This window comes from Rhodococcus sp. MPR-R1B (genome assembly GCF_058793255.1).
Genome location: NZ_JBXAFO010000010.1, coordinates 1 through 25,797, shown reverse-complemented (window position 1 = coordinate 25,797; position 25,797 = coordinate 1). Strand labels below are relative to the sequence as shown.

The 25,797-nt window shown below is 63.6% G+C and carries 22 protein-coding genes; 14 read left to right on the top strand and 8 right to left on the bottom strand.

Annotated features, from left to right (window positions below):
• Positions 1-38: 38 nt before the first annotated feature.
• Complete coding sequence (locus tag AC1Q61_RS15750; RefSeq protein ID WP_003942193.1) at positions 39-1,424, bottom strand: DUF349 domain-containing protein; 1,386 nt, start codon at positions 1,422-1,424, stop codon at positions 39-41.
• A 139-nt stretch (positions 1,425-1,563) separates the two neighbouring features.
• Between AC1Q61_RS15750 and AC1Q61_RS15745 the strand changes: the two genes are divergently transcribed.
• From AC1Q61_RS15745 to AC1Q61_RS15715, 7 genes are all read left to right on the top strand, one after another.
• Positions 1,564-2,325, top strand: coding sequence for a class III extradiol dioxygenase subunit B-like domain-containing protein (locus AC1Q61_RS15745; protein ID WP_042450672.1), 762 nt, complete (start codon positions 1,564-1,566; stop codon positions 2,323-2,325).
• Positions 2,313-3,248 (top strand): tRNA (adenosine(37)-N6)-dimethylallyltransferase MiaA, encoded by a 936-nt coding sequence (miaA, locus tag AC1Q61_RS15740; protein WP_042450669.1) that lies wholly within the window; start codon positions 2,313-2,315, stop codon positions 3,246-3,248. The genes AC1Q61_RS15745 and miaA overlap by 13 nt, the downstream gene beginning before the upstream one ends.
• Positions 3,249-3,332: 84 nt before the next feature.
• Positions 3,333-4,004 (top strand): class F sortase, encoded by a 672-nt coding sequence (locus AC1Q61_RS15735; RefSeq protein ID WP_492651062.1) that lies wholly within the window; start codon positions 3,333-3,335, stop codon positions 4,002-4,004.
• A gap of 32 nt (positions 4,005-4,036) precedes the next feature.
• Entirely contained in the window at positions 4,037-4,906 is an 870-nt protein-coding gene (gene dapF / locus AC1Q61_RS15730) for a diaminopimelate epimerase (RefSeq protein ID WP_215515877.1), read from the top strand.
• Between the two features lie 75 nt (positions 4,907-4,981).
• Positions 4,982-6,457, top strand: coding sequence for a GTPase HflX (gene hflX, locus AC1Q61_RS15725; protein ID WP_003942213.1), 1,476 nt, complete (start codon positions 4,982-4,984; stop codon positions 6,455-6,457).
• Between the two features lie 10 nt (positions 6,458-6,467).
• A complete protein-coding gene (locus AC1Q61_RS15720; RefSeq protein ID WP_238592719.1) occupies positions 6,468-7,457 on the top strand; it encodes a hypothetical protein in 990 nt (329 codons plus the stop codon).
• 56 nt (positions 7,458-7,513) lie between these two features.
• A complete protein-coding gene (locus AC1Q61_RS15715; protein ID WP_252194385.1) occupies positions 7,514-8,839 on the top strand; it encodes an alpha/beta hydrolase in 1,326 nt (441 codons plus the stop codon).
• A 39-nt stretch (positions 8,840-8,878) separates the two neighbouring features.
• Here AC1Q61_RS15715 and AC1Q61_RS15710 read toward each other — a convergent pair whose 3' ends face one another.
• The 4 genes from AC1Q61_RS15710 to AC1Q61_RS15695 form a co-directional block, all read right to left on the bottom strand.
• Complete coding sequence (locus tag AC1Q61_RS15710) at positions 8,879-9,136, bottom strand: HPr family phosphocarrier protein (RefSeq protein ID WP_003942144.1); 258 nt, start codon at positions 9,134-9,136, stop codon at positions 8,879-8,881.
• A 97-nt stretch (positions 9,137-9,233) separates the two neighbouring features.
• A complete protein-coding gene (locus AC1Q61_RS15705; RefSeq protein ID WP_007735189.1) occupies positions 9,234-11,303 on the bottom strand; it encodes a PTS fructose transporter subunit IIABC in 2,070 nt (689 codons plus the stop codon).
• Positions 11,304-11,321: 18 nt separating this feature from the next.
• Entirely contained in the window at positions 11,322-12,317 is a 996-nt protein-coding gene (locus tag AC1Q61_RS15700; protein WP_042450660.1) for a 1-phosphofructokinase family hexose kinase, read from the bottom strand.
• Complete coding sequence (locus AC1Q61_RS15695; RefSeq protein ID WP_003942134.1) at positions 12,314-13,081, bottom strand: DeoR/GlpR family DNA-binding transcription regulator; 768 nt, start codon at positions 13,079-13,081, stop codon at positions 12,314-12,316. Before AC1Q61_RS15695 ends, AC1Q61_RS15700 begins: the two co-directional genes overlap by 4 nt.
• Before the next feature lie 191 nt (positions 13,082-13,272).
• Between AC1Q61_RS15695 and AC1Q61_RS15690 the strand changes: the two genes are divergently transcribed.
• The 3 genes from AC1Q61_RS15690 (at position 13,273) to AC1Q61_RS15680 (ending at position 17,634) form a co-directional block, all read left to right on the top strand.
• Positions 13,273-14,946, top strand: coding sequence for a putative PEP-binding protein (locus tag AC1Q61_RS15690; RefSeq protein ID WP_064112803.1), 1,674 nt, complete (start codon positions 13,273-13,275; stop codon positions 14,944-14,946).
• Positions 14,947-15,021: 75 nt separating this feature from the next.
• A complete protein-coding gene (locus AC1Q61_RS15685) occupies positions 15,022-16,302 on the top strand; it encodes a uracil-xanthine permease family protein (RefSeq protein WP_162113583.1) in 1,281 nt (426 codons plus the stop codon).
• 189 nt (positions 16,303-16,491) lie between these two features.
• Complete coding sequence (locus tag AC1Q61_RS15680; RefSeq protein ID WP_007735194.1) at positions 16,492-17,634, top strand: acyl-CoA dehydrogenase family protein; 1,143 nt, start codon at positions 16,492-16,494, stop codon at positions 17,632-17,634.
• Positions 17,635-17,726: 92 nt separating this feature from the next.
• Here the strand turns inward: AC1Q61_RS15680 and lexA are convergent, their stop codons facing one another.
• On the bottom strand, positions 17,727-18,455 hold the full coding sequence (lexA, locus tag AC1Q61_RS15675) for a transcriptional repressor LexA (RefSeq protein WP_007735195.1): 729 nt from the start codon (positions 18,453-18,455) through the stop codon (positions 17,727-17,729).
• 282 nt (positions 18,456-18,737) lie between these two features.
• Here lexA and AC1Q61_RS15670 point away from each other — a divergent pair, with 282 nt between their 5' ends.
• Complete coding sequence (locus AC1Q61_RS15670) at positions 18,738-19,451, top strand: LysM peptidoglycan-binding domain-containing protein (RefSeq protein ID WP_003942242.1); 714 nt, start codon at positions 18,738-18,740, stop codon at positions 19,449-19,451.
• A 194-nt stretch (positions 19,452-19,645) separates the two neighbouring features.
• On the top strand, positions 19,646-20,143 hold the full coding sequence (gene nrdR / locus AC1Q61_RS15665) for a transcriptional regulator NrdR (RefSeq protein WP_030535543.1): 498 nt from the start codon (positions 19,646-19,648) through the stop codon (positions 20,141-20,143).
• A gap of 286 nt (positions 20,144-20,429) precedes the next feature.
• On the opposite strand, the gene hrpA is transcribed toward nrdR, so the two are convergent.
• Positions 20,430-24,335 (bottom strand): ATP-dependent RNA helicase HrpA, encoded by a 3,906-nt coding sequence (gene hrpA / locus AC1Q61_RS15660; RefSeq protein WP_492651061.1) that lies wholly within the window; start codon positions 24,333-24,335, stop codon positions 20,430-20,432.
• 101 nt (positions 24,336-24,436) lie between these two features.
• On the opposite strand from hrpA, the gene AC1Q61_RS15655 reads away from it, so the two are divergent.
• Complete coding sequence (locus AC1Q61_RS15655) at positions 24,437-25,066, top strand: Pr6Pr family membrane protein (RefSeq protein WP_042922640.1); 630 nt, start codon at positions 24,437-24,439, stop codon at positions 25,064-25,066.
• Here the strand turns inward: AC1Q61_RS15655 and AC1Q61_RS15650 are convergent.
• Positions 25,037-25,354 (bottom strand): DUF2322 family protein, encoded by a 318-nt coding sequence (locus tag AC1Q61_RS15650; protein ID WP_003942194.1) that lies wholly within the window; start codon positions 25,352-25,354, stop codon positions 25,037-25,039. The two genes, AC1Q61_RS15655 and AC1Q61_RS15650, sit on opposite strands and share 30 nt — an antisense overlap.
• A gap of 129 nt (positions 25,355-25,483) precedes the next feature.
• Here AC1Q61_RS15650 and AC1Q61_RS15645 point away from each other — a divergent pair.
• Positions 25,484-25,797: aminotransferase class III-fold pyridoxal phosphate-dependent enzyme (locus tag AC1Q61_RS15645; RefSeq protein WP_492651060.1), on the top strand; the 314-nt coding region annotated here is incomplete at its 3' end.

The following is a 25,797-nucleotide window of genomic DNA, read 5'->3' as shown; positions in this document are numbered from 1 at the left end:
CACCCGGCGTTTTTGTTGTCTTTACAGCTCGTCGTCGATTACTCGTTGACGGCGCTTTCGGCAGCTTCGGCCCACTCACGCCACTGCTTGGCCTGAGCGAGAGCCTTCTCGGCGTCCTTCGTCTTGCCGGCAGCCTGAGCCTTGGCGGCCTGCTCCTCGAACTGGCTCACCCGCTCCTTGAACTGCGCGACCCGGGCAAGTGCTTCCGGATCGGTGCGACGCCACTCGGCGTCGACCGCGTCGCGCACCTTGGTTTCGATGGCCCGGAGCTTCGCTTCGAGTTCCTGCATTCGGTCGCGCGGCACCTTGCCGATCGCGTCCCACTTCTCCTGCAGGTCGCGAAGCGCTGCGCGGGCGTTCTCGAGTCCGTGCGCCGGATCGATGTTCGCATTGGCAGCGAGCAGCTCTTCCTTCGCGACTGCGTTCTGCTCGAATTCGGCGTCGCGCTCGGATGCAGCAGCGTTGCGCGCGGCGAAGAACACGTCCTGAGCGCCCTTGAAGCGCTTCCACAGGTTGTCGTCGGCCTCGCGCGGTGCGCGGCCGGCAGCCTTCCACTCGCTGAGCAGATCGCGGAATTCCCCGGCGGTCTGTCCCCATTCAGTGGAGGTCGACAGCTTCTCGGCGCGCTCGACCAGTTCTTCCTTCGTCGAACGGGCGCTCGCACGATCCCGGTCGAGTTCGGCGAAGTGCGCTCCACGTCGTCGGTTGAAGGACTCGCGAGCCTTGGAGTACCGCTTCCACAGCGCGTCGTCGACCTTGCGGTCGATTCCGCGAATCGTCTTCCACTCGTCGAGAATCTCGCGCAGTCGATCACCCGCGGTCTTCCACTGGGTCGACTCCGAGCCGATCTGCTCGGCCTCGACTGCGAGGGCCTCCTTGCGGGCGGTGCTTGCCGCGCGAGACTGTTCCTTCTCTTCCTTCGCGTGCGCTGCGGCCTCGTCGGAACCGGCAACGATCACGTCGAGTCGGCGAGCCAAAGCGTCGAGGTCACCGATTACTGCAGCGGTCGAGAGGGATTCGGACAGAGCGATGGCGGCAGCCTTGGTCTTCTTGGCGTCTCCGGCGCCCGACGTCAGTCGCGCCTCGAGTAGCGAGACCTCGGTCGCGAGGTCGTCGTAGCGACGACCGAAATGGGCGAGGCCCTCGGTGGCGTCGCCGGCCTGCCACGAACCGATCTGACGTTCACCGTCAGCGGTCTTCACCCAGGCGGTTCCGTCTTCCTCGACGCGTCCGAACTTGCTCGGGTCGCTGGCCGGTGCGGCGGTGACGGCATGCGAGGCTGCTGGTCCGGGGCGAGGTGCTCCGGGGCGGGGCGCACCGGGGCGTGGTCCACCAGGTTTGGGAGCGCCGGGTTTGGGTGCTGCCGGGCTCGGGCTGGCCGAACTGCTGTCGGCGCCGGTGGTGGGTTCACTGTTCTCGGTCATCGGTCCTCGTCTCTGCCGCGCGTCACGGCTGCCTGATCGCATTCCTGGTTCCATTGAACCCGGTACTCACGTTCTCCGACTATTGAATCAGGTAAGAGGGTGTGAGGTCGCCACCTCGGGGTCGACTAGCGTGGCAACTGTGTTGACTTCCGCTGTTCTCGTCCCCTCGGCGCCGTTACTCGTGCCGGAATTGTCCGGTGATTCGGCCGAGTCCGCTCAGGTGCGCGCTACAGCGATAGCCGCCGTGCGCCGGCTCTCTCACGAGGCGGTTCACTGGGTGGGCGTCGGTGTCGGCCTCGAGAATGCAGGACCCAAGAATGCAGCAGGCGAACTCTGGCGATCGGGCGTCGGACGTGGGCAGATCGGTACGTTCGCTGGATTCGGCGCCGATGTCCGGACGTCACTGGACGCGGATGCGGCAGGCGAACCGATGCCATCTCTCGAACTGTGCGCCCTTGTTGCCGGCTGGCTGCGTGGCCGAACAGACGTGGAGATAACCGTCGACATGCACGTCGTCAGTGCAAAGGCGTCGGCGAATGAATGTCGTGAGTTCGGGCAGCAGCTGCGCAAGCAACTCGACAGCGACAACCGACCGCAAGGGCTTCTGATCGTTGCTGACGGTGCGTCCACGCTGACGGCAAAGGCGCCAGGAAGCTTCGACGAGCGCGCCGCGGGTGTGCAGTCGGCCATCGACGACGCCCTGACGGCCGGTGACCCGGAGGCGCTTCTTGCTCTCGATCCCCAGCTCTGCCGGAGTGTCGGAGCCCAGGGGCGCGCGGCGTGGCAGGTCCTGGCCGGTGCCTTTACGGGCTCGTCTCGGTCAGCCCATCCTCGCGCGACGGTCGACTACAGCGATGCGCCGTTCGGCGTCGGTTACCACGTCGGGACGTGGCGGCCGTGAACGTCCCTGAAGAACTTCGCCCGATCGCAGTTGTCGGTCCGACAGCGTCGGGAAAGTCCGATCTCGCGCTGGCACTGGCCGAGGAATTCGGCGGTGAAATCATCAACATCGACGCGATGCAGCTCTATCGCGGCATGGATATCGGGACCGCCAAACTGACGCCGGCCGAGCGTCGCGGGATTCCGCATCACCTGCTCGACGTTCTCGACGTGAAGGAGACCGCCACCGTCGCGCGTTATCAAAGCGACGCGATCGCGATCGCCGAGAATCTGATCGTGGCGGGCAAGGTTCCGGTGATCGTCGGCGGATCCATGATGTACGTCCAGTCTCTACTCGACGAATGGTCCTTTCCGGCAACGGATCCCGAAGTTCGTGCGAAGTGGGAGGCAGTGCTGGCCGACGGTGGGGTCGGTGCGGTGCATACGGCGCTTGTTGCTGCTGATCCGGTAGCGGCGGCGTCGATACTGCCGACGGACGGCCGGCGGATGGTTCGGGCGCTCGAGGTCGTCGAGCTGACAGGTCTGCCGTTCGCGGCCTCGGCGCCGCAGATCGGTGACCCTCGATGGGGAACCCGCATTCTCGGCGTAGATCGGGATACGGAAGAACTCGACGCCCGGATTCGGTTGCGAACCGAGCTGATGTTTTCGGACGGACTTGTCGACGAAGTTGCCGTGCTCGTCGAGCAAGGATTGCGTGATGGCGTCACCGCGCCGCGAGCCATCGGCTACGCACAGGTGCTCGCACATTTCGACGGTGAATACGATCTGGCCGAAGCACTCGAACGGACGTTCATCGGGACGCGGCGCTACGTTCGCCGCCAACGATCATGGTTCCGTCGTGACGCACGCGTGCACTGGCTCGACGGTGCCGATCCGGAGCTGCCCAACTCCGCTTTCGCGGCGCTCGCAGATCGCGGTCTGTGACACGATCGAGCGGATCAGCTATCTTACAGTTAGCTATTTCGCGATCGATCGGTTTCGCGATCGACGGACTGGAGGACAACGAACATGGCGCAGACCGCGGCGCACGCGCATCCGAAACGTCGACGCGCGGGTCGGCTACCGCTGGTTCTTCTGCTCGTCACATTTCTCACGGTCGGCGGGGTACTGATCTACTTTGCGGTGAGTGCGGCCGGGAAGCCCATCAGCGCACCTGTTCCCGAAGCGCCCTTCGACGTGGGAGCCCCAACCGATCCAGGGGCGAGTTGGACGCCTGCGCCAACGGATCTGCCGCCGAACACGCTCGCGATTCCCGATCTGGATGTGCGAGCCGACATCGTGACCAGTGGGTTCGGCGCCAACCGCGGAATGATCCTTCCGCATCCTGACAAGGTTTCGCATTTCACCAACGGCGTGCAGTTCGGATCTTCGGAGGGTACCAATCTTGTTGCCGGCCACGTCGACGACGGTGACCGCACGCACGGCGCCTTGTGGGCACTGCACCAGATGAAGCCCGGAACACCGATCTATGTCAGTGACGACACCGGAACGATGTTCACCTATCACGCAGCGAGCCTGAAGTTGTACGAAAAGGTGGCTTTGCCTGCGGAGTTCTTCTCCGAATCCGGTGCGCCCAGGCTTGTCCTGGTGACCTGCGGGGGCGCGACGGTGCCGGATCCCTCGTTGCCGTCCGGCTTCACCTACGAACAGAACGTGGTGGTGACCGCGTCACCTGCGTAAGTCGCTCGGTAGGTCCGGATAGGATGGCGACCATGGATTTCAGTAAGGGCCACGGCACGCAGAACGACTTCGTTGTTCTCCCTGACCTCGACGTTCGGATCGATCTCGAGCCGGCGCGAGTTTCAGCGTTGTGTGATCGTCAGCGTGGCCTCGGCGCCGACGGCATCCTTCGTGTCGCCCGGGCAGGCGCACTTGCGGACGCGGGCGTGCTCGGTGCGCTGCCCGACGGCGTCGCTGCCGAAGACTGGTTCATGGACTACCGCAACAGCGACGGCTCCATCGCCGAGATGTGCGGAAACGGCGTTCGCGTATTCGCCCACTATCTCAAGGCCTCGGGCTTGGAGAGCAAGGACGAGTTCGTGGTCGGCAGCCGCGCCGGAGCGCGTCCGGTCGTGGTGCACGGCTACGACGCCACGCATGGTGACGTGACCGTGGCGATGGGCACGATCAAGGACCTCGGCACCAGCTCGGCAACAATCGACGGCCGCGTCTTCGCCGGCGTCGGGATCGACGTCGGTAATCCGCATTTGGCGTGTGTCGACGAGCACGTGACGGCAGAAGTTTTGAGTGCGCTCGATTTGAGTGTTTCTCCGGGCTTCGATCCCGGGTTCTTCCCGCACGGGGTCAACATCGAGATCGTGACGCCGATCCACGACGGTGGGGTCCACATGCGCGTACACGAGCGTGGTGTGGGCGAGACTCGTTCCTGCGGAACCGGAACGGTCGCAGCGGCGGCCGCGGCGCTGAGGTACGACGGCCGCGATGAAGGCTCGGTACTGGTGCGCGTGCTCGGTGGCGAGGTGCAGGTCACCGTCGAAGGCGGCAAAGGGTCGTTGCGGGGGCCCTCGGTTCTGGTGGCGAACGGGACGATCAGCGATGCCTGGTGGCAATCGCTTGTGTGATATCGCCCGCGGGAAATACGCCTGCAGGAAATACGGATGCACCGTGGCCAGGTTTCGTGGGACCATGGATCTTGTATGACGAACACACATGAAAACGAAGAGTCCACCGCTCACGAGCAGTCCGAGTACGCGCAAGCCGAATACACGGCAGCGTCCGCATCGGGCAACCCGTCGACCGGTGAGATGCAACTCGCAGATCGCGGCGCCCTGCGCCGCGTGGCCGGTCTGTCGACCGAGCTCGAGGACGTCACCGAAGTCGAGTACCGCCAGCTTCGACTCGAAAGAGTTGTCCTGGTCGGCGTCTGGACGCAGGGAACTGCCGAGCAGGCCGAGGCGAGCATGACCGAGTTGGCCGCACTTGCCGAGACGGCCGGCTCCGAGGTCCTCGAAGGACTGGTTCAGCGTCGCGACAAACCTGACGCTGCCACCTACATCGGTTCCGGCAAGGCGCAGGAACTGCGCGAAGTTGTGCTGGCGACCGGTGCCGACACCGTCGTCTGCGACGGTGAGCTGACGCCGGCGCAGCTCACGGCGCTGGAGAAGATCGTCAAGGTCAAGGTCATCGACCGGACAGCTCTGATTCTCGACATCTTTGCTCAGCACGCCACTTCGCGTGAGGGTAAGGCGCAGGTCGCTTTTGCTCAGATGGAGTACATGCTCCCGCGTCTGCGTGGTTGGGGCGAGTCGATGTCGCGCCAGGCCGGTGGCCGTGCCGGCAGTAACGGCGGTGTGGGTCTGCGTGGTCCCGGTGAAACGAAAATCGAGACGGACCGCCGTCGTATTCGTGAGCGCATGGCAAAACTACGCCGCGAGATCAAGGGCATGAAGGCCGCTCGCGACACCAAGCGCACACGTCGACTGCAGAGCGACATCCCGTCGATCGCCATCGTCGGATACACCAACGCGGGCAAATCGAGTCTGCTCAATTCGCTCACCGGATCGGGTGTGCTCGTGGAGAACGCGTTGTTCGCCACCTTGGACCCGACCACTCGCCGCGCAGCACTCGACGACGGCCGCGAGTACGTACTCACCGACACGGTCGGCTTCGTGCGACACCTGCCGACTCAGTTGGTCGAGGCATTCCGCTCGACTCTCGAGGAAGTAACCGACGCGGATCTGCTGCTGCACGTCGTCGACGGTTCGGATCCGTTGCCGACAGAACAGATCAAGGCTGTGCGGGAAGTCGTCACCGATGTTCTGCGCGAGACGGATTCGAAGGCTCCGCCGGAGTTGATCGTGGTCAACAAGATCGACGCGGCAGATCCGGTTACGTTGACGCAACTACGTGGTCTGTTGCCTGGTGCCGTGTTCGTCTCGGCGCGGACGGGTGAGGGAATCGCCGAACTAAGAGCACATCTCAGCGAGGTGCTGGTTCGGCCGGAGGTCGAGGTCGACGTGCTGGTGCCGTACACGCGCGGTGACTTGATGGCTCGAATCCACTCGGACGGAACGATTTTGGAATCGACTCACGAAGAGGCGGGAACGCGGGTGCACGCACGCGTGCCACAGATGTTGGCCTCGGCATTGGTCGAGTACGCACCTAGTGCGTAGTTTCGGGGCCGTGGTCGCGGTGATTGCTGCGACTACGGCAACCGCACTGCTTCCCGGAGCGCTCGCACAGGCGTCGTCGTTCGAACCGAGCGAGTTCGCCCCACTCTGTACGCCTACCGATCCTGCGCTCCAGGAGTTGTCGGGGATGGTCGTCGTCGACGATCGGATCTACGCGATGGGCGACGGCGGCAGTGACGACTTCGTATTCGAAATGGACCTGAACTGTGTTGTCCAGAAACAGATTCCGGTCCCGATAGACCCTTACGACGTCGAAGATCTTGCGGTGAGTGGGCGAACGCTCGTTCTCTCGGACACCGGTGACAACCTCCGGACCCGCGAAACAGTGGCGTTCATCACGATGGACCTCGATTCCGGTGACGGTACGTTGCACCGCCTCACGTACCCGGACGGTGCGCACGACACCGAGTCGATACTGCTAGACCCCGACGGCCACGTTTTTGTCGTGACCAAGGAATTGTTCGGCGAAAGCAGTGTCTACACACCGATCGGGGATCAGAAACTGAGTGACTTGGCGCAGCCCGGCCCGACGCCGCTCGAGCGCGTCGGAGCCGTGTCCCTCGGACCGGAGAAGCCCGTGTCGGTGATGTTCACCGGGGGAGCGGTGTCGTCGGACGGTTCGGCGATCGCACTTCGGAGTTACTCCGACCTGTACCTGTACGAAGTCGTGGACGGCGGAATCGGCGCGACGCTCACCGGTACCGAACCGCTGCGGATCCCGCTCCCGAAGGAGCCTCAGGGTGAGGCGGTGGCATTCAACGATGCGGGCGATGTTCTGATCGGTTCTGAATCTGCCGGCGGAGCGTTGCCGCCGGTGTACGTGATGCGAGCGCTCGTGGACGCGACAGAAGCGACGGCTGACTCGTCTGACGGTTCGGTCGGTGTCGGGGTCGATCCGTGGACATTCGTGTGGGCCGGGTTGGTCGCGGCAGGATGTGCGATCGGGGGCGCGGCGTTCGTGAGATTTCGACGACGCCGCTGATTCCCAAATAATTCCACGAATTCGCAGACCGACGGTAGATGTGGATACTGGAACGAATGCACGGGCATCAACTCCTGACGCGGCTCTCGCGTATGTCACTCGAGCACGGACACATCACCGGAGCGCTGCTCGTGGGTTCCGTCATCGTCGGCGTCGGCACGTTGCTTCTGCTTCGGTGGTTGCCGCGTCGGGCCGCGTTGGTCGCGCTAGGTCTGTCAGTGCTCGGATCAGCCACCGGTGCGACGTTCGTGTGGCTCAGCTTTCGGCCGCTGCCCGCGCAGCTACCGGCGTCGAATTTTGTCTGGATAGCGCTGGCGATGTTCGGAGTCATCGGCGCCGCACTCGTTCTCCTTCGGCGCCCAGGGCTTGCGCGTGGCCTTTCGGTGACGGCATTCGCCGGGCTGGCCGCGATCGTCGCAGTGGGTCAGGTCAACGCGCAGACCGGCACCTATCCCACACTCGGCTCACTGGTCGGGCACTGGCCGGTGGGCTCGGTCGAGAACGTTGCCTTCGATTCGCTCCCCGGGGCCGAACCTTGGGTTCAACGGGGACTGCCCACCGAAACTCATTGGCAGGTTCCGGTGCGGATGCCGAGCAACGGTGTCGTGACGGAAGCGGCGATTCCAGGAAACGTTTCGGGATTCGACGCGAGGCCTGCGACGCTGTATCTCCCGCCGGCCTATCTTGCCGATCCGCGTGCCGAGTTGCCCGTACTGGTGTTGGTGGCGGGTGAGCCCGGCAGCCCCAGCGACTGGCTGGACAGTGGCCGGCTCGCGACCACCGTCGACGCCTATGCGTCGAGGCATTCCGGGCTTGCTCCCGTCGTGGTGGTGCCCGACGCGTTGGGGGACTACGACGCCAACCCCGGCTGCATGGATTCTGCGCTCGGCAACGTCGCGACGTATCTGGACCAGGACGTCCCGAACTGGATCGAATCGAACCTTCAAGTGAATCCGGACGCTGCGCAATGGGCTATCGGTGGGTTCTCCTACGGCGGGACATGCGCGATCGAGATGGCCGTGAACTTCCCGGACCGATACCCGTCGTTCCTGGACTTCTCCGGGCAGGACGAACCGTCGACCGGTGATCACGAGGACACCGTGGCGGCCATGTTCGACGGTGACGAAAGCGCGTTCGACGCGGTCAACGCCCGAGACCTGATGGCGCAGAATCGGTATCCGCAGTTGTCGGGTGTATTTGTCGCGGGTGAGGACGACGACATCTACCGCCCTCAGCAGGAGATCATGTTCGAGGCTGCGCGCGCCGCCGACATGAACGTGGACTACTACACCCTTCCCGGCGGGCACTCGGGTGATGTGTGGGGCACTGCTCTGGAACTCGAAATGGACTGGCTGGGCCGGACACTCGCACTGACTCCGTGAGAGTGTCCGGCCCGCTGCACAGCACCGACTGACATCAGGTCAGGCGTCGAGATCAGCGGCTACCAGCTCGGCGACCTTGGCGAGTGCGTCGGCGTCGTCGGACTCGATGGTTACTTCGGTGTCCTTGGCGGCTCCGAGCGTCATGATCATCAGTGCCGAACCTGCATCCACCGGTTCGCCGTCGGCGACTGCGAGGGTGACCGTGGCGCCGGAGGCTCCGACTGCTTCGGCGATGAGAGCGGCGGGGCGGGCGTGGAGGCCGACTGCGGAACCGACGGCAACTGTCTTGCTGGGCATGGGATCTCCTCGTTGTAGAACTGTCGTTGCGGACGTTGTGGGGTGTTCGGGCAGATCTGGTGACTCAGGTGGTGACTGCAGTGTTGCCTGCTGTCGATCATGCCGCAGCGGGCACGATTTCGGGGTCGAGTTCGGCATCGGACGGCCCCTTGCGGAAGAACTCCTTGGCTCCGACGACGGCGAGCGCAGCTACCACGGTTCCCGCGGCGAGCGAGACCAGGAACCAGCCGATTCCGCCGACTGCGAAGAAGACGAAGATCCCGCCGTGCGGGGCGCTGAGAGTGACGTCGAAAGCCATGATCAGCGCGCCGGTGACCGCGCCGCCCGCCATCATCGAGGGGATCACGCGAAGCGGGTCGGCAGCGGCGAACGGAATCGCGCCCTCGGAGATGAATGCCGAACCCAGCAACCAGGCAGCCTTTCCGTTCTCCCGTTCGGCTTCGCTGAAGAGCTTGGGACGCAGCACCGTCGAGGCAAGTGCCATGGCAAGCGGCGGAACCATACCGGCAGCCATGACAGCCGCCATGATGCGCAAAGTGGCCGGGTCGTTGACGTTGAGTCCGGCGACGGCGAAGGCGTAAGCCGCCTTGTTGACCGGTCCACCGAGGTCGAAGCACATCATCAGGCCGAGAATGATGCCGAGGAAGATGGCCGAGCTGCCGGACAGTCCGTTGAGCCAGTCGGTGAGACCGGAGGTGATCGCGGCGAGCGGACGCCCGAGGACGATGAACATCAGTGCTCCGACGACCAGCGTCGCGAACAGCGGAATGATCACCACCGGCATCAGGCCTCGCAGCCACTGCGGGACGGCGATCCGGCCGATGTAGAGCGCGACGACACCGGCGATGAGACCACCGACCAAGCCGCCGATGAAACCGGCACCGACGAACACGGCGACCGCGCCGGCTGTGAAGCCGGGAGCGATGCCAGGCCGGTCGGCGATGGCGAAGGCGATGTAGCCGGCCAACGCGGGCACCAGGAAGCTGAATGCCAACGAACCGATCTGGAACAGCACTGCGCCGAGATAGGTGGCCAGACCACCGTCGGGAAGGTTGGTGATCGAGTTGTTGAGAACGATGTCCTTGGCCGGACCGGAGATCTCGTATCCGCCGAGCAGGAAGCCGAGTGCGATCAGCAGACCGCCGGCCGCGACGAACGGGATCATGTAGCTGACACCGGTCAGGAGGACCTGACGGAGGTGGGTGCCGAACCCTACGGAACCGGCATCGGAATCCGCGGCCGCTGCGGCGGTGCCGTCAACGGTGGCGGCGGCGGGATTCTCGGAGGCGCGCAACGCTTCTGCGAGCATCTTGTCCGGCTCGTTGATTGCCCGCTTCACACCGGAAGCGACGACGGGCTTACCGGCGAATCGTTCGCGGCCCTTCACTCCGACGTCGGTGGCGAAGATGACCGCGGCGGCTCCCGCGATCACCGAAGGGTCAAGGGGGGTGCTTCCGCTTGAACCTTGCGTTTCGACGTGAACCTTGATGCCGGCGCGTTCACCCGCGGCGACGAGTGAGTCCGCCGCCATGTAGGTGTGAGCGATTCCGGTCGGGCAGGCGGTGACCGCGACGATGTGACGCTCCGCGGGCGCTGGTGCCGGGGTCTCCTCGGTAGCGTGTTTCCCGGTGGAAACGGGTGCCGGGGGTGTCGCTGCCGCAGCCTTTGCTGCAGGATCCTTCGGTGCGGGGTTGAGTACCTCGTCGACCAGTCTCACGATCTCGTCCGGCGTCGACGCTTCACGAAGTGACGTGACGAACGCGGGCCTGACGAGTGCTCGGGCCAAGGAGGAGAGCAGCTTCATGTGCTCGGCCCCGGCGCCTTCGGGGGCCGCGATCAGGAAGACCAGATCGGCGGGGCCGTCGGGTGCACCGAAGTCGACCTTCGGATCGAGTCGAGCAAACCCCAGGGACGCGGACGAGACAGCCTCGGCGCGGCAGTGGGGAATTGCGATTCCGCCGGGCAGTCCGGTCGCGGACTGCGCTTCGCGAGCGAGTGCGGCATCGACCAGTCCCGCGGCGTCGCTCGCCCGTCCCGCTGCAGTCAATCGCGCTGCGAGAGAACGAATGACATCTTCCTTGGTCGAACCCAGGTCGGTGTCGAGTGAGATCAGTTCGGGACTGATGATCTCCGGGCCGGAACTGCCGGCTGCGGTGGTATCGGACATGTCAGGTTCCTTAGGGCGTCAGGCGAGTTCGGTGGGGACGGGGATGGGAGAGGCGGCATCTGCTGCAGATACCGAAACCGCTGCCAGATCGATCTGTTCGGGTGTGGGAAGGGTTGTGCCGGGAAGGGAGGCAGCGGCGCTTCCGTAGGCGACCGCGTGACGTAGCCGCTCGGATTCCGAGCCGCCGCCAGCTTCGGCGAGGATGTAGCCGGCCAGCGACGAATCGCCTGCGCCGACGGTACTGACTGCGACAATCGGGGGAGCGGTGGCGATCCACGCGCCGTCGGCCGTGACGAGGACGGCACCGGCTGCGCCGAGTGTGGCGAGCACACTGCCGACGCCGCGGTCGACCAATCGCTGCGCCGCCGTGATTGCAGGCCCGGGATCACCGTTCTCGGCAGCGCGTTCGAGGACGTGGCCGTCGACGCCGGTCAGTTGCGCGAGTTCCTCGCCGTTGGGTTTGAGCAGATCAGGTGCCGAGCCGGGGAAGCCTTCGGCGAGTGCCGTCAGTGGGGCGTCCGAGGTGTCGACCGCCACCTTGCACGGGTGATCGCGCAGCGCGGCGACCAGTTCGCCGTACCACCCCAGCGGAACGCCGGGAGGCAGTGAGCCGGACAGCGCGAACCACAGTGCGGTATCGGCGCGGGCGATCAACTCCTGTGCCAGGGCGTCGAGCGTCGAACCGGACAGCGTTGCGCCCGGTTCGTTGATCTTCGTCGTGGTCCCGTCCGGTTCCGCGATGGTGATGTTGGTGCGAGCCGGACCCGTTGTGGCGACGCCGATGTGGGGAATCCCACCGGTTGCGAGCGCCGAGAGCAGAGGGTCACCACCGTTTCCCGGCAGCACCGCGAGCACGTCGAGGTCGGCTGCGGCGAGAACACGCGCCACGTTGACCCCCTTGCCGCCGGGGTCGCTGCGAGTGGAGTGGGCGCGTAGGACGGAGCCTCGTTCGAGCCGTTGCTCGAGTTGTACGGTCCGATCGATACTCGGGTTGGCTGTCAGTGTGACGATCATGCGATCACCACCTCGATTCCGTGGTCGTGGAACTCGGATGTGTCTGTGGGACTGATCTCTTCGTCGGTGATGAGGACGTCGATGCTGTCGAGTGGCGCGAAGCTGATCAAGTGCTCGCGGCCGACTTTGCTGGAATCGGCCACCACGACAACGTGATTGGCGGCCTTGACCATCGCTCGTTTGACGGCGGCCTCTTCGCTGTCCGGGGTGGAGAGTCCGTGCCCGACGCTGATCGCGTTGGTTCCGACGAAGGCGACGTCGACCCGCAACGTGCTCAGCAGGCGTAGAGCGTCCTCGCCGACCGCGGCTTGCGTCACCCCGCGTACTCGTCCGCCGAGCAGGATCAGGGAAATCGAGTTCATCGATGCCAGTCGTGCGCCGATCGGCACGGAATTGGTCACGGCCGTGAAGTCGTTCTCGGTCGGTAGTTCGGGGATCATGCGGCCCGTGGTCGTGCCCGCGTCGAAGATGACGCTGCCGCCGGTAGGAGGGAGATAGGTGACCGCGCAGCGGGCGATCCGGTCCTTCTGTTGCGCGCGAGTCTGATCGCGTTCCGCCATGCCCGGTTCGGTCACGTGGAGGGATCCGGTCGGAACGGCGCCGCCGTGTACACGCCTGATCTGTCCGATCCGCTCGAGGAAGGCCAGATCGCGACGCACGGTCTCGGTGGTCACACCGAAGGTTTCCGACAGCGCCGCCACGGACATGCGTCCGCGCTGCGACACCATGGTGCCGATCGCTTGTTGGCGTTCTTCCGCGTACACGTGCTCTCCGATTCCGAAATGTGATCCGACGGTGCGTTGTGGATCACAGTGAATGTTGCTTTATGTTGTTTTACGCCCGAGTGTGTTGACATGTCAAGACTTGGGAGTAATCTTCGTCACAACGAAGGTGAGGGCTTTACGCGCTCGAGGTGATCCGGTGTGACACCGGGCCCATCGCTCAAGGAGGACAGATGACCGAACAGCTCAACCGAATCACCGTGCACGGCACCCCCGTCGTGCCCGGAATTGCCTACGGCCCGGCTATCTGGCCGTCCAGCCGACCAGAACTCGTCACCGATGCGCCCGCACTCGACGAGGCCGATCGAGAGGCCGCTGCAGACGCCTTCGTCGCAGCAGCGAAGGCTGTCGAGAACCGCCTTCTCGGACGGGCCGGCGAAGCCACAGGCGCGGCCGCCGAGGTCTTGCAGGCCAACGCGGCGATGGCAGCCGATCGCGGCTGGATCGGGGCGGCAAAGAAGTCGATCGCCGGCGGAGTGCCCCCGGTGCAGGCTGCGATCGCGGCGACGGAGCAGTTCGTGGTGCTGTTCACCAAGGTCGGCGGTGTGATGGCCGAGCGCGTCACCGATCTCGAGGACATCCGCGACCGCGTGATCGCCGAACTCTCCGGATTGCCCGAACCCGGAGTTCCGATGCCCGAGACGCCGTCGGTGCTGTGCGCGGACGATCTGGCTCCTGCGGACACCGCGGGCCTCGATGCAACCAAGATCATCGGACTCGTGACCATCTTCGGCGGCCCGACCAGCCACACGGCAATCATCGCGAGGCAGTTGGGCATCCCGTGCATCGTGGCTGCGAAGGAATTGGAATCCATCGCGGCCGGAACACCGATTCTGATCGACGGAACCACCGGCGACGTGATCGCGGAGCCGGATCCCGAACAGGCGCGCGAACTGGTCGAACAATCCCGGATCGATCGCGAACGCGTCAGCACGTGGACCGGACCAGGCCGGACGTCGGACGGTCGGCCGGTAGACGTTCTCGCCAATGTTCAAGACGGCGCGGGCGCTCGCGCCGCGGCGTTGACCGCAGCGGGAGGCATCGGGCTCTTCCGGACCGAACTCTGCTTCCTCGGCCGTGAGACCGAACCGACCGTAGACGAGCAGGCGGCGATCTACGCCGAAGTTCTCGAGGCCTTCGCAGGAAAGAAGGTCATCATTCGCACGTTGGACGCGGGTTCGGACAAGCCGCTCAAATTCGCCAACCATCAAGAGGAAGCGAATCCGGCACTCGGCGTTCGTGGGGTCCGAATCGCCTGGCAGGACATGGGAATTCTCGACCGCCAGCTCGACGCGATCGCGGCAGCCGCGGCGTCGACCAACTCGTCCCCGTGGGTCATGGCACCGATGATCGCCACCCCGGCCGAGGCGAAACGTTTTGCCGATGCGGTGCGGGCACGCGATCTCGTTCCCGGAGTCATGGTGGAGATCCCGGCGGCGGCGCTGTTGGCCGACCAGATTCTCGAACACGTCGAATTCCTCTCGATCGGTACCAACGACCTCGCTCAGTACACGATGGCCGCTGATCGGATGTCCTCCGAACTCGCCGACCTGACCGATCCATGGCAGCCCGCGGTGCTCGCCCTTGTCGCACGTACGGCCCAGGCCGGTCAGGCGGCAGGCAAGCGCGTCGGCGTCTGCGGTGAGGCGGCCGCCGATCCACTGTTGGCGTGTGTTCTGGCCGGACTCGGAGTTTCCTCGCTGTCGTGCGCTGCGGCGTCGGTCGCGGGTGTGGGAGCGAAGGTCGGGTCAGTCACCATGGCGCAATGTGAGGCGGCTGCGGCGGCGGTGCTGGCAACCGGTGATCCGGTGGCAGCGCGCAAAGCGGCGGCCGACGCAATCAGCTGAACTGGTTTCGTTGGTCTCGGTCGGAGACCGAGCGCCTGACCTCTAGTATTTCGACCTGTGATCGAACGAGAAACAATGACCGGGGCCGGCGGAATCGGCTGGACTGTCCACGGAGACGGCAAGCGGATCGCCGACGGAGCCGTCGTGGCGCCGGACGAACGACTGAGTTGGCCGCGCACCATCGGAATCGGGATGCAACACGTCATCGCGATGTTCGGAGCGACACTGCTCGTTCCGACCATCACCGGCTTCCCCGTCACGACGACGCTGTTGTTCTCGGGTATCGGCACCGCGCTGTTCCTGCTCATCACCCGGGGCCGGATCCCGAGCTATCTCGGTTCGTCCTTCGCGTTCATCGCCCCGCTGACAGCGTCGGCAGGATCGGGCCCGGCCGCGCAGCTCGGTGCCGTCATGGCCGTCGGCATCGTGTTGATGTTGATCGGCGTCGCCGTACGTCTGATCGGCAGCCGGGTCATCGACGCCGTCATGCCGCCGGTAGTGACAGGCGCTGTCGTCGCGCTGATCGGTCTCAACCTCGCTCCGACGGCGGTCGGCTCCTTCGAATCGCAGCCGCTGATCGCCACGGTGACGCTCGTTTCGATCCTGCTGGTCACGGTCGTCGGTCCCGGGCTGCTCGGCCGGTTGGGCATTCTGGTCGGCGTAGTGATCGGCTGGGTCTTCGCCGCGGTCCTCGGTGGTCTCGACAGTGAACGAGTGTCCGCTCTGCGCGAAGCCGACTGGTTCGGGCTGCCGAGTCTGCACGGACCGTCGTTCGACTGGTCGGTGATCGTGCTCGCGCTGCCCGTGGTGATCGTTCTGGTCGCCGAGAACGTCGGACATGTCAAGGCGGTGTCCGCCATGACGGGTAAGTCCCTCGATGATCTGGCCGGCAATGCGCTGTTTGCAGACGGTCTCGCCACGACCTTGGCGGGCGCCGGCGGCGGATCCGGAACCACCACGTATGCCGAGAACATCGGGGTCATGGCAGCGACGCGTGTGTACTCGACCGCGGCGTACTGGGTAGCGGCCGCCACCGCCGTGATCCTGGCATTTTCGCCCAAATTCGGTGCACTGGTCTTCACGGTTCCGAACGGCGTCATCGGCGGTGCGACGATGGTTCTCTACGGACTCATCGGCATTCTCGGTGTGCGCATCTGGATGGAAGCGAAGGTGGACTTCACCGATCCGGTCAACCTGACCGTCGCCGCTGCCGCACTGGTTGCCGGCATCGGGAACCTGACGCTGACCATTGGTTCGGTCGAGCTGGGCGGCATCGCTTGGGGGTCGATCGGCATCCTGGTCGCCTACCCGATCATGCGATACCTAGCCAAATTCCGTACTTCGAGTAACAGATAACCGCTACAGTCACGAATCGTGATCGTTCGGGTCATCGACGGGTATCGCAACAGGTTCTACCGTCGGAGGCAGTGACGTGGGCCCGCGAACTTCGGCGTGCCCAGTCTCAGCGAAAACATCCCGACCGGGTACATCGTCCCCACCGGGTACATCACTGAAGTGCCGTATATCGAATTGCAAGGAGTCGGCGTGGAGCGCACCCTGTTCGAACCGGAACATGAACTCTTCCGGGAGTCGTACCAGAAGTTCTTGGCACAGCACGTGGCACCGAACCACGAGAAGTGGGAAGAGCAGAACATCGTCGATCGTGACGTCTGGGTCGAGGCCGGAAAGCAGGGATTCCTGGGAACCGCGGTACCTGAGGAATTCGGCGGCGGCGGTGTCAAGGATTTCCGCTACAACGCGATCATCACCGAGGAAACCACCAAGGGTGGCTTCAGTGGTATCGGCTTCACGCTGCACAACGACGTGGTGGCGCCGTACCTCCTGGAGTTGACCAACGAGGAGCAGAAGCAGCGTTGGCTACCCGGATTCGCGTCGGGTGAGCTGATCTCGGCGATCGCGATGACCGAACCGGGTACCGGTAGCGACCTGCAGGGCATCAAGACGAAAGCAGTTCGCGACGGGGACCACTGGGTACTCAACGGTTCGAAGACCTTCATCACCAACGGAATCAACGCCGACATCATCATCGTTGTCGCGTGCACCGACCCGGACAAGGGTGCTCAGGGCTTCAGCCTCCTCGTGGTCGAGCGGGACATGCCCGGCTTCGAGCGAGGACGCAATCTCGACAAGATCGGCATGAAGGCTCAGGACACCGCCGAACTCAGCTTCACCGACGTACGCGTTCCCGCTGCCAACCTGCTGGGCGAAGAGGGAATGGGCTTCTTCTACTTGATGAAGAACCTTCCCCAGGAACGACTCTCGATCGCCGTCGTTGCTGCCGCCGCAATGGAATCGGTTCTCGAGAGCACGATCCAGTACTGCCGTGACCGCAAGGCATTCGGCAAGTCGATCGGCAGCTTCCAGAACACCCGATTCGTACTGGCCGAATTGGCAACGGAGACCACGGCAGTGCGCATCCTGGTGGACAAGTTCATCGAGCAGCTCAATGCCGAGAAGCTGACCGTGCAGGAAGCTGCGATGGCGAAGTGGTGGACCACCGAAGCTCAGGTCAAGCTCATCGACCGCTGCCTCCAGCTGCACGGAGGCTACGGCTACATGAAGGAATACCCGGTTGCCAAGGCGTACATGGACTCTCGTGTGCAGACCATCTACGGTGGCACAACCGAGATCATGAAGGAGATCATCGGACGTTCGCTGAATCTCTGATTCGGGTGATGGACCGCTGATCGTCACGAAAAGACTCTGGGCCCCGGCTGATGCCGGGGCCCAGAGTTTTGTGATCGAGGGTGCGAGCGAACTCAGATCTTCCGCATGACCGTGACAACCTTGCCCAAGATGACGGCGTTGTTGCCGGGAATCGGCTCGAAGAGGTCGTTGTGCGGCATCAGCCACACCTCCTTCTTCGTACGCTTGAACGTCTTCACGGTGGCTTCGCCGTCGATCATTGCGGCCACGATGTCACCGTTCTCGGCGACGTTCTGCTGACGGACGACAACCCAGTCGCCATCGCAGATCGCTGCATCGATCATCGACTCACCGACAACCTTGAGCATGAAGAGCGAACCTTGGCCGACGAGCTCGCGGGGGAGTGGAAACACATCCTCCACAGCTTCCTCGGCGAGGATCGGTCCGCCGGCAGCGATGCGGCCCAGGATGGGGACGAACGCCGGCTCTGGCAGCGGGTCGGCACTGTTGTACTCGCCGGAATGCTTCGACACCGACGCGATGGCGGTATCGGCCGCAACCTCGTCGAGACCCCGAACATCGACTGCACGAGGGCGATTGGGATCGCGTCGAAGGAAGCCCTTGCGCTCCAACGTTCGCAGTTGATGCGCGACCGACGACGTGGAGGTAAGCCCCACCGCATCCCCGATTTCGCGAATGCTCGGCGGATACCCGCGCTCCGTCACCGAATCGCGGATCACTTCGAGAACGCGCCGCTGACGCTCGGTGAGCGTCTCGCTCGACGGAGACGGAACTGCAGAAGCTCCTGCCTCCGCGGCTGTGCTGGAGCGATCGTCCTTCATGGCCTGTTGCCTCCGTGTCTGAAGAAGTCGTGTCTGAAGAAGTCGTGTCTGAACAAGTCGTGTCTGAAAACTGCCTGCAAAAGTGCCTGGTGCAAGTCGCGCAGAAACCTGTCGGTGCCTCCTGCCAACATTCGAGCTGTCGACAAACACGGAGGCTTTCGCAATTCCCGCTGTGTGGTCTGACACGAATCTAGCCGGATTTGCTCGCGGTTTCAAACATCTGTTCGATTCGTGTCGCTCCAAGTAGAGACATTGTCGGCCAGGCGTGGTAGAAATTCGAACATGCGTTCCATCGAACGCATGATCGAACACATCGATCGGTGTCGACCAGCGGAGGTCACGATGGGTAACGCAGCACTGAAAAGCAACAGGGTTTTCGACGACGCGATTGGTTTCGACGCGTTTGGTTTCGACGGTACGTCGGCACTGAAGTACCACCCCTCGTTCTATGGGCCCGATGCAGACGCTGTGTCCTTCGAACGGCGCGGAGCGGCCGAAATGCATGGCGTGGCCAGGGATGTCGACAACGAACCGCAGGCGGCCGTCGTTCGCCGGGTTCCGGCGGTGGGCGCGGTTTCAGGTTCGCGTTCATTGCGCGAATCTCCTCGCCGGTGGGACAGCGAGCACGATTCGTCACGCCCGTACGGAGGAAGTTTCGCGCACCGAAACAGGGTCGGTGTGTCACGGGTCGAACATGAAGTGGCCGCCGAGGATGTCGGTTGGAAGACGGTTTTCCTGGGCGCCGTATTCACCGCATTCGCAGTGTTGGCGTTGGTGGGGATCGGCGCTTTGTCGAGTGGTGACGTAGCTGCGACAAACGGCGCGACCGAAGTGGTTCGCGTTGCCGCGGGTGAATCCCTCAGTGATATTGCTGCCAAGGTTGCACCTGGCCAGGCTGTCGGTTCGGTGATCGAGCAGATCATGGATCTCAATGCGATGTCGAGTTCCGGACTGTCAGTGGGACAAACGCTGATCGTGCCGGCCTCGGGGCGCTGACCTACCCCGTACCAGGCGGGGGCGTACCGAGCGTGAGAGCAGTCCGTTCACAGCGAGTAAGCTGTCCACTTGACAGTCCCACCACCTCGGGTGGTCGCGTTGAGTACGTGGATCTGCTCTGTAAATCGTCGGAGGATTTGCAGTCGGTAGCGAATCTGAGTTGCGGCCATTTCGGCGACAACGAAGGAACCCCGATGCATTGCCCGTTCTGCCGGCACCCTGATTCCCGAGTGGTCGATTCGCGCGAGGCCGACGAGGGCCAGGCGATCAGGCGGCGCCGTTCGTGCCCCGAGTGTGGCCGCCGATTCACCACGGTCGAGACGGCAGTTCTCTCGGTCGTGAAGCGCAGCGGCGTCACGGAGCCTTTCAGCCGAGAAAAGGTTGTCAAAGGTGTGCGTCGCGCATGCCAGGGCCGCCAAGTGGACAACGATTCGCTGAATTTGCTCGCCCAACAGGTCGAAGATGCCGTTCGAGCTTCGGGTTCTGCCGAAATTCCCAGTAACGAGGTAGGGCTCGCGATCCTCGATCCGCTTCGAAATCTCGACGAAGTCGCCTACCTGCGATTCGCATCGGTGTACAAGTCCTTCAGCTCGGCTGCGGATTTCGAACGTGAGATCACCGACATGCGCGAGCATGCAGAGACCCGTGCCGCCGAGAAGGCTCCCGGCGCCGAGACCGTTTCCGTCGACTGAGGCCTTCGCCTCAGATAACGCTGAGAGCACAGAGCGGTCTTAGGTAACGCTGAGAACACAAAGCGAACAATCGAACAAATCGGGCACGTTATTCGCTTAGTGTCTACCAGGTACGTTCGTCCGCATCTCGGATCTTCACGGAGGCGTTATGAACTTAGTTGCAGTTCTCGGAGTCGTGAACAGCCTGGTAACCCTCGGGTTCGCCAACACTGTTGCCACCTTTGGCGGTTTCCTCACCAACGTCAACATTCAGACAATCTACTGATCCCGCAATTCTCGCCGAACATCAACGCTTGATCGCTTCGATAGCTTTCAGGACTCGCTTTTCGGAAATCGGTGTGGGTGTACCGAGGGACTGCGCAAACAGGCTCACGCGCAGTTCCTCGATCATCCAACTGATCGCGTCGACATCTCGAGCAGTGCGACGCTCTTCGGGAAGCGAACTCACCAACTGGTCGTACGCTGCGTACACCCGGTCGAGGACATCCATAGCCTGCTGATCTCGTTGTGCACTTGCGGGCAGAGCTTCGAGACGGAATTTTGCTGCGGCAAGATACCGCGGTAAATCGCGTAGGCGGGCCGATCCCAGTTCGGCGACAAATCCCGGAAACAGCAGTGAGGTCAACTGTTCTCGGACGTCGTCGGCTGCCTCGCCGCGCGAGCGGTCCAGCACGACGCTCAGTTGGTGTGCTTGTTCGAGGATCGGAACAATCATGCGCAGGATCGCGGAAACGCGTCCGGCCAGTTCGGAGCGTGCGATCTTCACCAGGGCATCGAACGCTTCAGGCGTGCGTACCGGTCCACCGTGGGCCGCAATCACTTCGTTGGCAGCTGCCACCCGGCAATCTTCGACGAGGGCCTCCAAGCCGCCGTCCGGATTCTGGCCGAGAGCCAGACGCTGAGTGTTCGACAAGCCGGCGGTCACTGCCTTGAGTTGGGTGGGAACGGCCGCGAGGAGAAGCGCCCGCGTACCTTCCCTCATCGCCTGCGCCTGCGCCGCCGGCGTACTCAGGACACGAACGGCAACTCCGCCGTTCTCCGGCACCAGAGCTGGGTAGCCGGTCACCTGCTGTCCGCCGATGGAGCGAGTGATGGTCTCTTCCAATGCGCCCAGGGTTTCGGATGTCCAGACGGTTGCCGCTGTCCGTTCGGTTCCGGTTGCCGCCTTGGCCACTTCCTTCTGCACGCGCGGGGCGAGTGTGCGTCGTAGCTGCGCCAGATCCTTGCCCTTCGCGAGAACCTTGCCCGATTCGTCCTCGACGACAAACGTCATCCGAAGATGGTCGGGCAGCGCGGCGGGATCGAAGTCCTTGGCGTCGATCTGGATCCCGCCCAAGTGCGAGAGTTCGCGGGCCATTGCGGTCATCAACGGCTCGGATCGAGGTTTGACTGCTGCCAACGCTGCGGCGGCGTAGTCGGGTGCGGGCACGACAGCGCGTCGGATGTTCTTGGGCAACGTCTTGATCAGAGCAGTAACCAGATCGACGCGCATACCGGGGACCAACCAGTCGAAGCCGACCGGCTGAAGTTGCGCGAGCAGGCCGACCGGGATGTGCGCGCTGACGCCGTCGTCGTCCTTTCCCGGCTCGAATTGGTAAGTGAGTGGAAACTGCATGTCGCCTTGGCGCCAGGCGTCCGGGTACTCGCCGCCCAGTACTGCAGCTGCGTCGGAGTTGACCACCGTTTCCGGTGTGAAAGTCAGCAGACTCGGATTCTTGCGCCGCTCGGTCTTCCACCACTGGTCGAAATGCTTGGCGGATACGGCTTCCTGGCCGATACGTTCGTCGTAGAACTCGTAGAGAGTTTCGTCGTCGACGAGGATGTCGCGTCGGCGCGCGCGGTTCTCGAGTTCTTCGACGTTGTCGAGGAGTGCACGGTTTTCGTGGAAGAACTTGTGGTTCGTCTGCCATTCGCCCTGCACGAGCGCATGGCGGATGAAGAGATCGCGAGAGGCCTCGGGATCGATTCGTGAGTACGTCACTGCGCGGCCGGTTACCAGAGGAACTCCGTAGAGAGTGACCCGCTCGTATGCCATCGCCGAGCCGCGCTTGGAGGACCAGTGCGGTTCGGAATAGGTCCGTTTCACCAGGTGCGGGGCGAGCTTTTCAGCCCACTCGGGTTCGATACGCGCGGACATGCGCGCCCACAGCCTCGACGTTTCCACGAGTTCGGCGGCCATGACCCAGCGTGGTGGCTTCTTGAACAGTCCCGATCCGGGGAAGATCGCGAAGTGGCTGCCCCTGGCGCCGAGGTAGTCCCGCTTCTCGCCCTCGCGTAGCCCGATATGCGAGAGCAACCCGGCAAGGAGCGACTGATGGATCGCGTTCTCGCTTGCCGGTGTCTCTCCCACTGTCCAGCCGAGACCGCGGGTGATCTGCCGGAGTTGCCCGTGCAGATCCTGCCATTCGCGGATGCGGAGCCAGTGCAGGAACTCGTTCCGGCACATCTTGCGAAACTGGTTGGAGGACAGATCGTTACGTTGTTCGCGTAAGTAGTCCCACAGTTTCAGGTAGGCCAGGAAGTCGGAGTTCTCGACGTTGAAGCGGGCGTGCTTTTCGTCGGCGGCTTGCTGGAACTCGGCGGGCCGCTCGCGAACGTCCTGGATGGACAACGCCGCGACGATGACAAGGGTTTCGTGAAGGCAACCGTTGTTCTTGGCTTCCACCAGCATCCGTGCCATCCGCGGATCCACCGGAATCTGGGCCAGCTCGCGGCCGACCGGCGTCAGTTCGGGGTGGCTGGCCTCGGAACCTCGCGCGATGGCGCCGAGTTCCTCGAGGAGTCCGATTCCGTCCTTCACGGCGCGCTGGTCCGGCGGTTCGACGAAGGGGAATGCCGCGATGTCGCCCAGGCCGAGGGCCGTCATCTGCAAGATCACGGATGCGAGGTTGGTTCGCAGGATCTCCGGTTCGGTGAATGCCGGCCGTGACTCGAAGTCCTCCTCGGAATACAGGCGGATGCAGATTCCTTCGGCGACGCGGCCGCAACGCCCGGAACGCTGACGAGCTGACGCCTGCGAAATGGGCTCGATCGGCAACCGCTGAACCTTGGTGCGCACCGAATATCGCGAAATGCGCGCGGTTCCCGGATCGACGACGTACCGAATGCCGGGAACGGTCAGCGAGGTCTCGGCCACGTTGGTGGCAAGGACGACGCGTCGGCCGGTGTGCGGCGAGAACACTTTGTGTTGCTCGGCAGCAGACAGCCGCGCGTACAGCGGGACGATTTCGGTGTTGCGAAGACGCCGATCGCGTAAAGCCTCTGCGGTGTCGCGAATTTCGCGTTCGCCGGAGAGGAAGACCAAGATGTCGCCTTCGCCCTCCGCGCTCAGCTCGTCGACCGCCTCGCAGACCGCGTCGACGGGATCGCGGTCGAAGGTGATGTCGCCGGATTCGACGGTCAGTGGCCGGTAACGCATTTCGACAGGGAATGTTCGCCCGGATACCTCGACGATCGGCGCGGGCTTACCGTCGACAGCGAAGTGCTTGGCGAAGCGCTCGGGATCGATGGTCGCCGACGTGATGATGACCTTGAGATCGGGTCGGCGGGGGAGCAGCTGAGCCAGGTAACCGAGGATGAAGTCGATGTTGAGACTGCGTTCGTGCGCTTCGTCGATGATCAGCGTGTCGTAGCGTCGGAGCATACGGTCGCGCTGAATTTCGGCGAGGAGAATGCCGTCGGTCATGAGCTTGACGTAGGTGCGGTCCGAGACCTGGTCGGTGAACCGCACGGTGTATCCGACGGCGTCGCCGAGTTCGGTGTCGAGTTCTTCGGCGATACGTTCGGCAACGGTGCGTGCTGCCAACCGGCGCGGCTGTGTGTGTCCGATCAAACCGCGGACGCCACGTCCGAGTTCGAGACAGATCTTCGGGATCTGGGTTGTCTTACCCGAGCCGGTCTCGCCGGCGACGATGACAACCTGATTCTCCGAGATCGCGGTCGCGATGTCGTCCTTGCGCTGACTGACGGGCAGAGCTTCCGGATACGAGACTGCGGGAACATTGGCGGAGCGTGCGGCCAACCGCGTGCGCGCCGTTTCGATTTCCTCGGCCAGCGCCACCAAAGCGTCTGGTGTGCGGGCACGGTCGAGTTTGCGACGGAGTCGACTCTCGTCGCGGAGTGAGACCTGCGCCAGCGCGCTCTTCAGGTCACTCCGCTTGGGGGAGAGCGGGGCCGGTGGTGTTGTAGACATGCTGATGACAGCCTATCGAACGCGTTCACAACTACCGCTCGCAGATCGTGCTGATGTGCAAATATCGACCAGTGACGACAAATACCGCAAATGAGTCATCGGTGCCTGCCTTGTCGACGCCGATCGCCGTGCGAGCCCTGAGACTGTTGTTTGCTGTGTTCGGACTTGCCGCTTTGCTGTGGATCCCGATCCGTGACGCGGCTGAGCTGTCTCTGTCGAACTATCTGAGCTACTTCACCATCGAGAGCAACATTCTTGCGGTGATCGTGTTGCTGGTCGGTGCAATTCGAGATCCACAATCGCAGGCGTGGCAGTCGATCCGCGGGGCGGTGACGCTGTACATGGTGATCACCGGCATCATCTACGCCGTCCTCCTGGCAGATATCGACGTCAATTTGAACGATGCCTGGATCAACTCGGCGCTGCATCGGATTCTTCCGTTGGTCATGCTGCTCGACTGGGTGTTCTTCGCCTCGAGGCACAGGATCTCCGAAGCACGTTCACTGCAGTGGTTGCTGTTCCCGGTCGTGTACGGCGTGTACACGTTGATCCGAGGCTCGATCGTCGACTGGTATCCCTACCCGTTCATGGATCCGCGCCACCAGGGCTATCTGGCCCTGTTCATCGGATTCGTCGTACTGGGCATCGCGATGGCCCTGATGGCGTTGGCAGTCAATGCCGTCGGACGGCTGGGAGCCGGGCTACGCGGACGGAACGCTGCGAAGTCCTAGGGGATTGCCGGAGGCGAGCACCTGCTCGAGGCGGTCCACGTTCGGATGCTTACCGGGGTTCGCCCGGGCGTCCTCGGTGTGCTCGGCGAAGATCGTCAATCCTGCCGAGGCGGCTTCGGGTGTCAGCGCGCCGTAGACCTGAGCGAGATGGTTGTACACCTTGACCGAGCCGGACTTTCCGGGCTTGTTCTCCACGGTGTCGATGACGTTTCCGTCGGCGTCGAGTACCTCGATGGCGGCCAGATGATCGATGGCGGGCAGTGCTGCAAGATTGTCGGCAAAAGTCATGGTCGACAGATTACGGGTGCGCCCGTGAAAGCCGGTGCCGGGCGAGCGCCGTCGTGCGCGGATTCCTGGTGTCGATATAGTCGCAGCACATCGTTTGCACACCAGCATCGTTTGTATTCGAAGGGGACAATGATGGCTTCGGCATTGTGGCACGGGTTCGCGGACATGGGCGCTGTGGAGAAGAACGGCGCGTTTGTCGTCTCACGCGGTGAGGGCGCGTACATCTGGGACCGCGAGGGCACTCGGTATCTGGATGCGACGGCGGGCCTGTGGTTCACCAATGTCGGGCACGGGCGCACGGAGATCGCGGATGCGGTAGCGGCTCAGTTGTCGAAGATCGCTCATTTCTCCAACTTCGGTGATTTTGTTCCCGAAACCACGCAGGTGTTGGCCGAGCGGTTGGCGGCCATCGCGCCGGTTGCCGGGAGCAAGATCTTCTTCAC

Bases quoted from the DNA above. Each gene is read 5' to 3' on its own strand.
- AC1Q61_RS15710 (WP_003942144.1), bottom strand. From the start codon at position 9,136: ATGCCCAGCAAGACAGTTGCCGTCGGTTCCGCAGTCGGCCTCCACGCC.
- AC1Q61_RS15715 (WP_252194385.1), top strand. From the start codon at position 7,514: ATGCACGGGCATCAACTCCTGACGCGGCTCTCGCGTATGTCACTCGAG.
- AC1Q61_RS15670 (WP_003942242.1), top strand. From the start codon at position 18,738: ATGCGTTCCATCGAACGCATGATCGAACACATCGATCGGTGTCGACCA.
- AC1Q61_RS15705 (WP_007735189.1), bottom strand. From the start codon at position 11,303: ATGTCCGATACCACCGCAGCCGGCAGTTCCGGCCCGGAGATCATCAGT.
- AC1Q61_RS15690 (WP_064112803.1), top strand. From the start codon at position 13,273: ATGACCGAACAGCTCAACCGAATCACCGTGCACGGCACCCCCGTCGTG.
- hrpA (WP_492651061.1), bottom strand. From the start codon at position 24,335: ATGTCTACAACACCACCGGCCCCGCTCTCCCCCAAGCGGAGTGACCTG.
- AC1Q61_RS15685 (WP_162113583.1), top strand. From the start codon at position 15,022: ATGACCGGGGCCGGCGGAATCGGCTGGACTGTCCACGGAGACGGCAAG.
- AC1Q61_RS15750 (WP_003942193.1), bottom strand. From the start codon at position 1,424: ATGACCGAGAACAGTGAACCCACCACCGGCGCCGACAGCAGTTCGGCC.
- AC1Q61_RS15700 (WP_042450660.1), bottom strand. From the start codon at position 12,317: ATGATCGTCACACTGACAGCCAACCCGAGTATCGATCGGACCGTACAA.
- lexA (WP_007735195.1), bottom strand. From the start codon at position 18,455: ATGAAGGACGATCGCTCCAGCACAGCCGCGGAGGCAGGAGCTTCTGCA.
- hflX (WP_003942213.1), top strand. From the start codon at position 4,982: ATGACGAACACACATGAAAACGAAGAGTCCACCGCTCACGAGCAGTCC.
- AC1Q61_RS15735 (WP_492651062.1), top strand. From the start codon at position 3,333: ATGGCGCAGACCGCGGCGCACGCGCATCCGAAACGTCGACGCGCGGGT.
- dapF (WP_215515877.1), top strand. From the start codon at position 4,037: ATGGATTTCAGTAAGGGCCACGGCACGCAGAACGACTTCGTTGTTCTC.
- nrdR (WP_030535543.1), top strand. From the start codon at position 19,646: ATGCATTGCCCGTTCTGCCGGCACCCTGATTCCCGAGTGGTCGATTCG.
- AC1Q61_RS15650 (WP_003942194.1), bottom strand. From the start codon at position 25,354: ATGACTTTTGCCGACAATCTTGCAGCACTGCCCGCCATCGATCATCTG.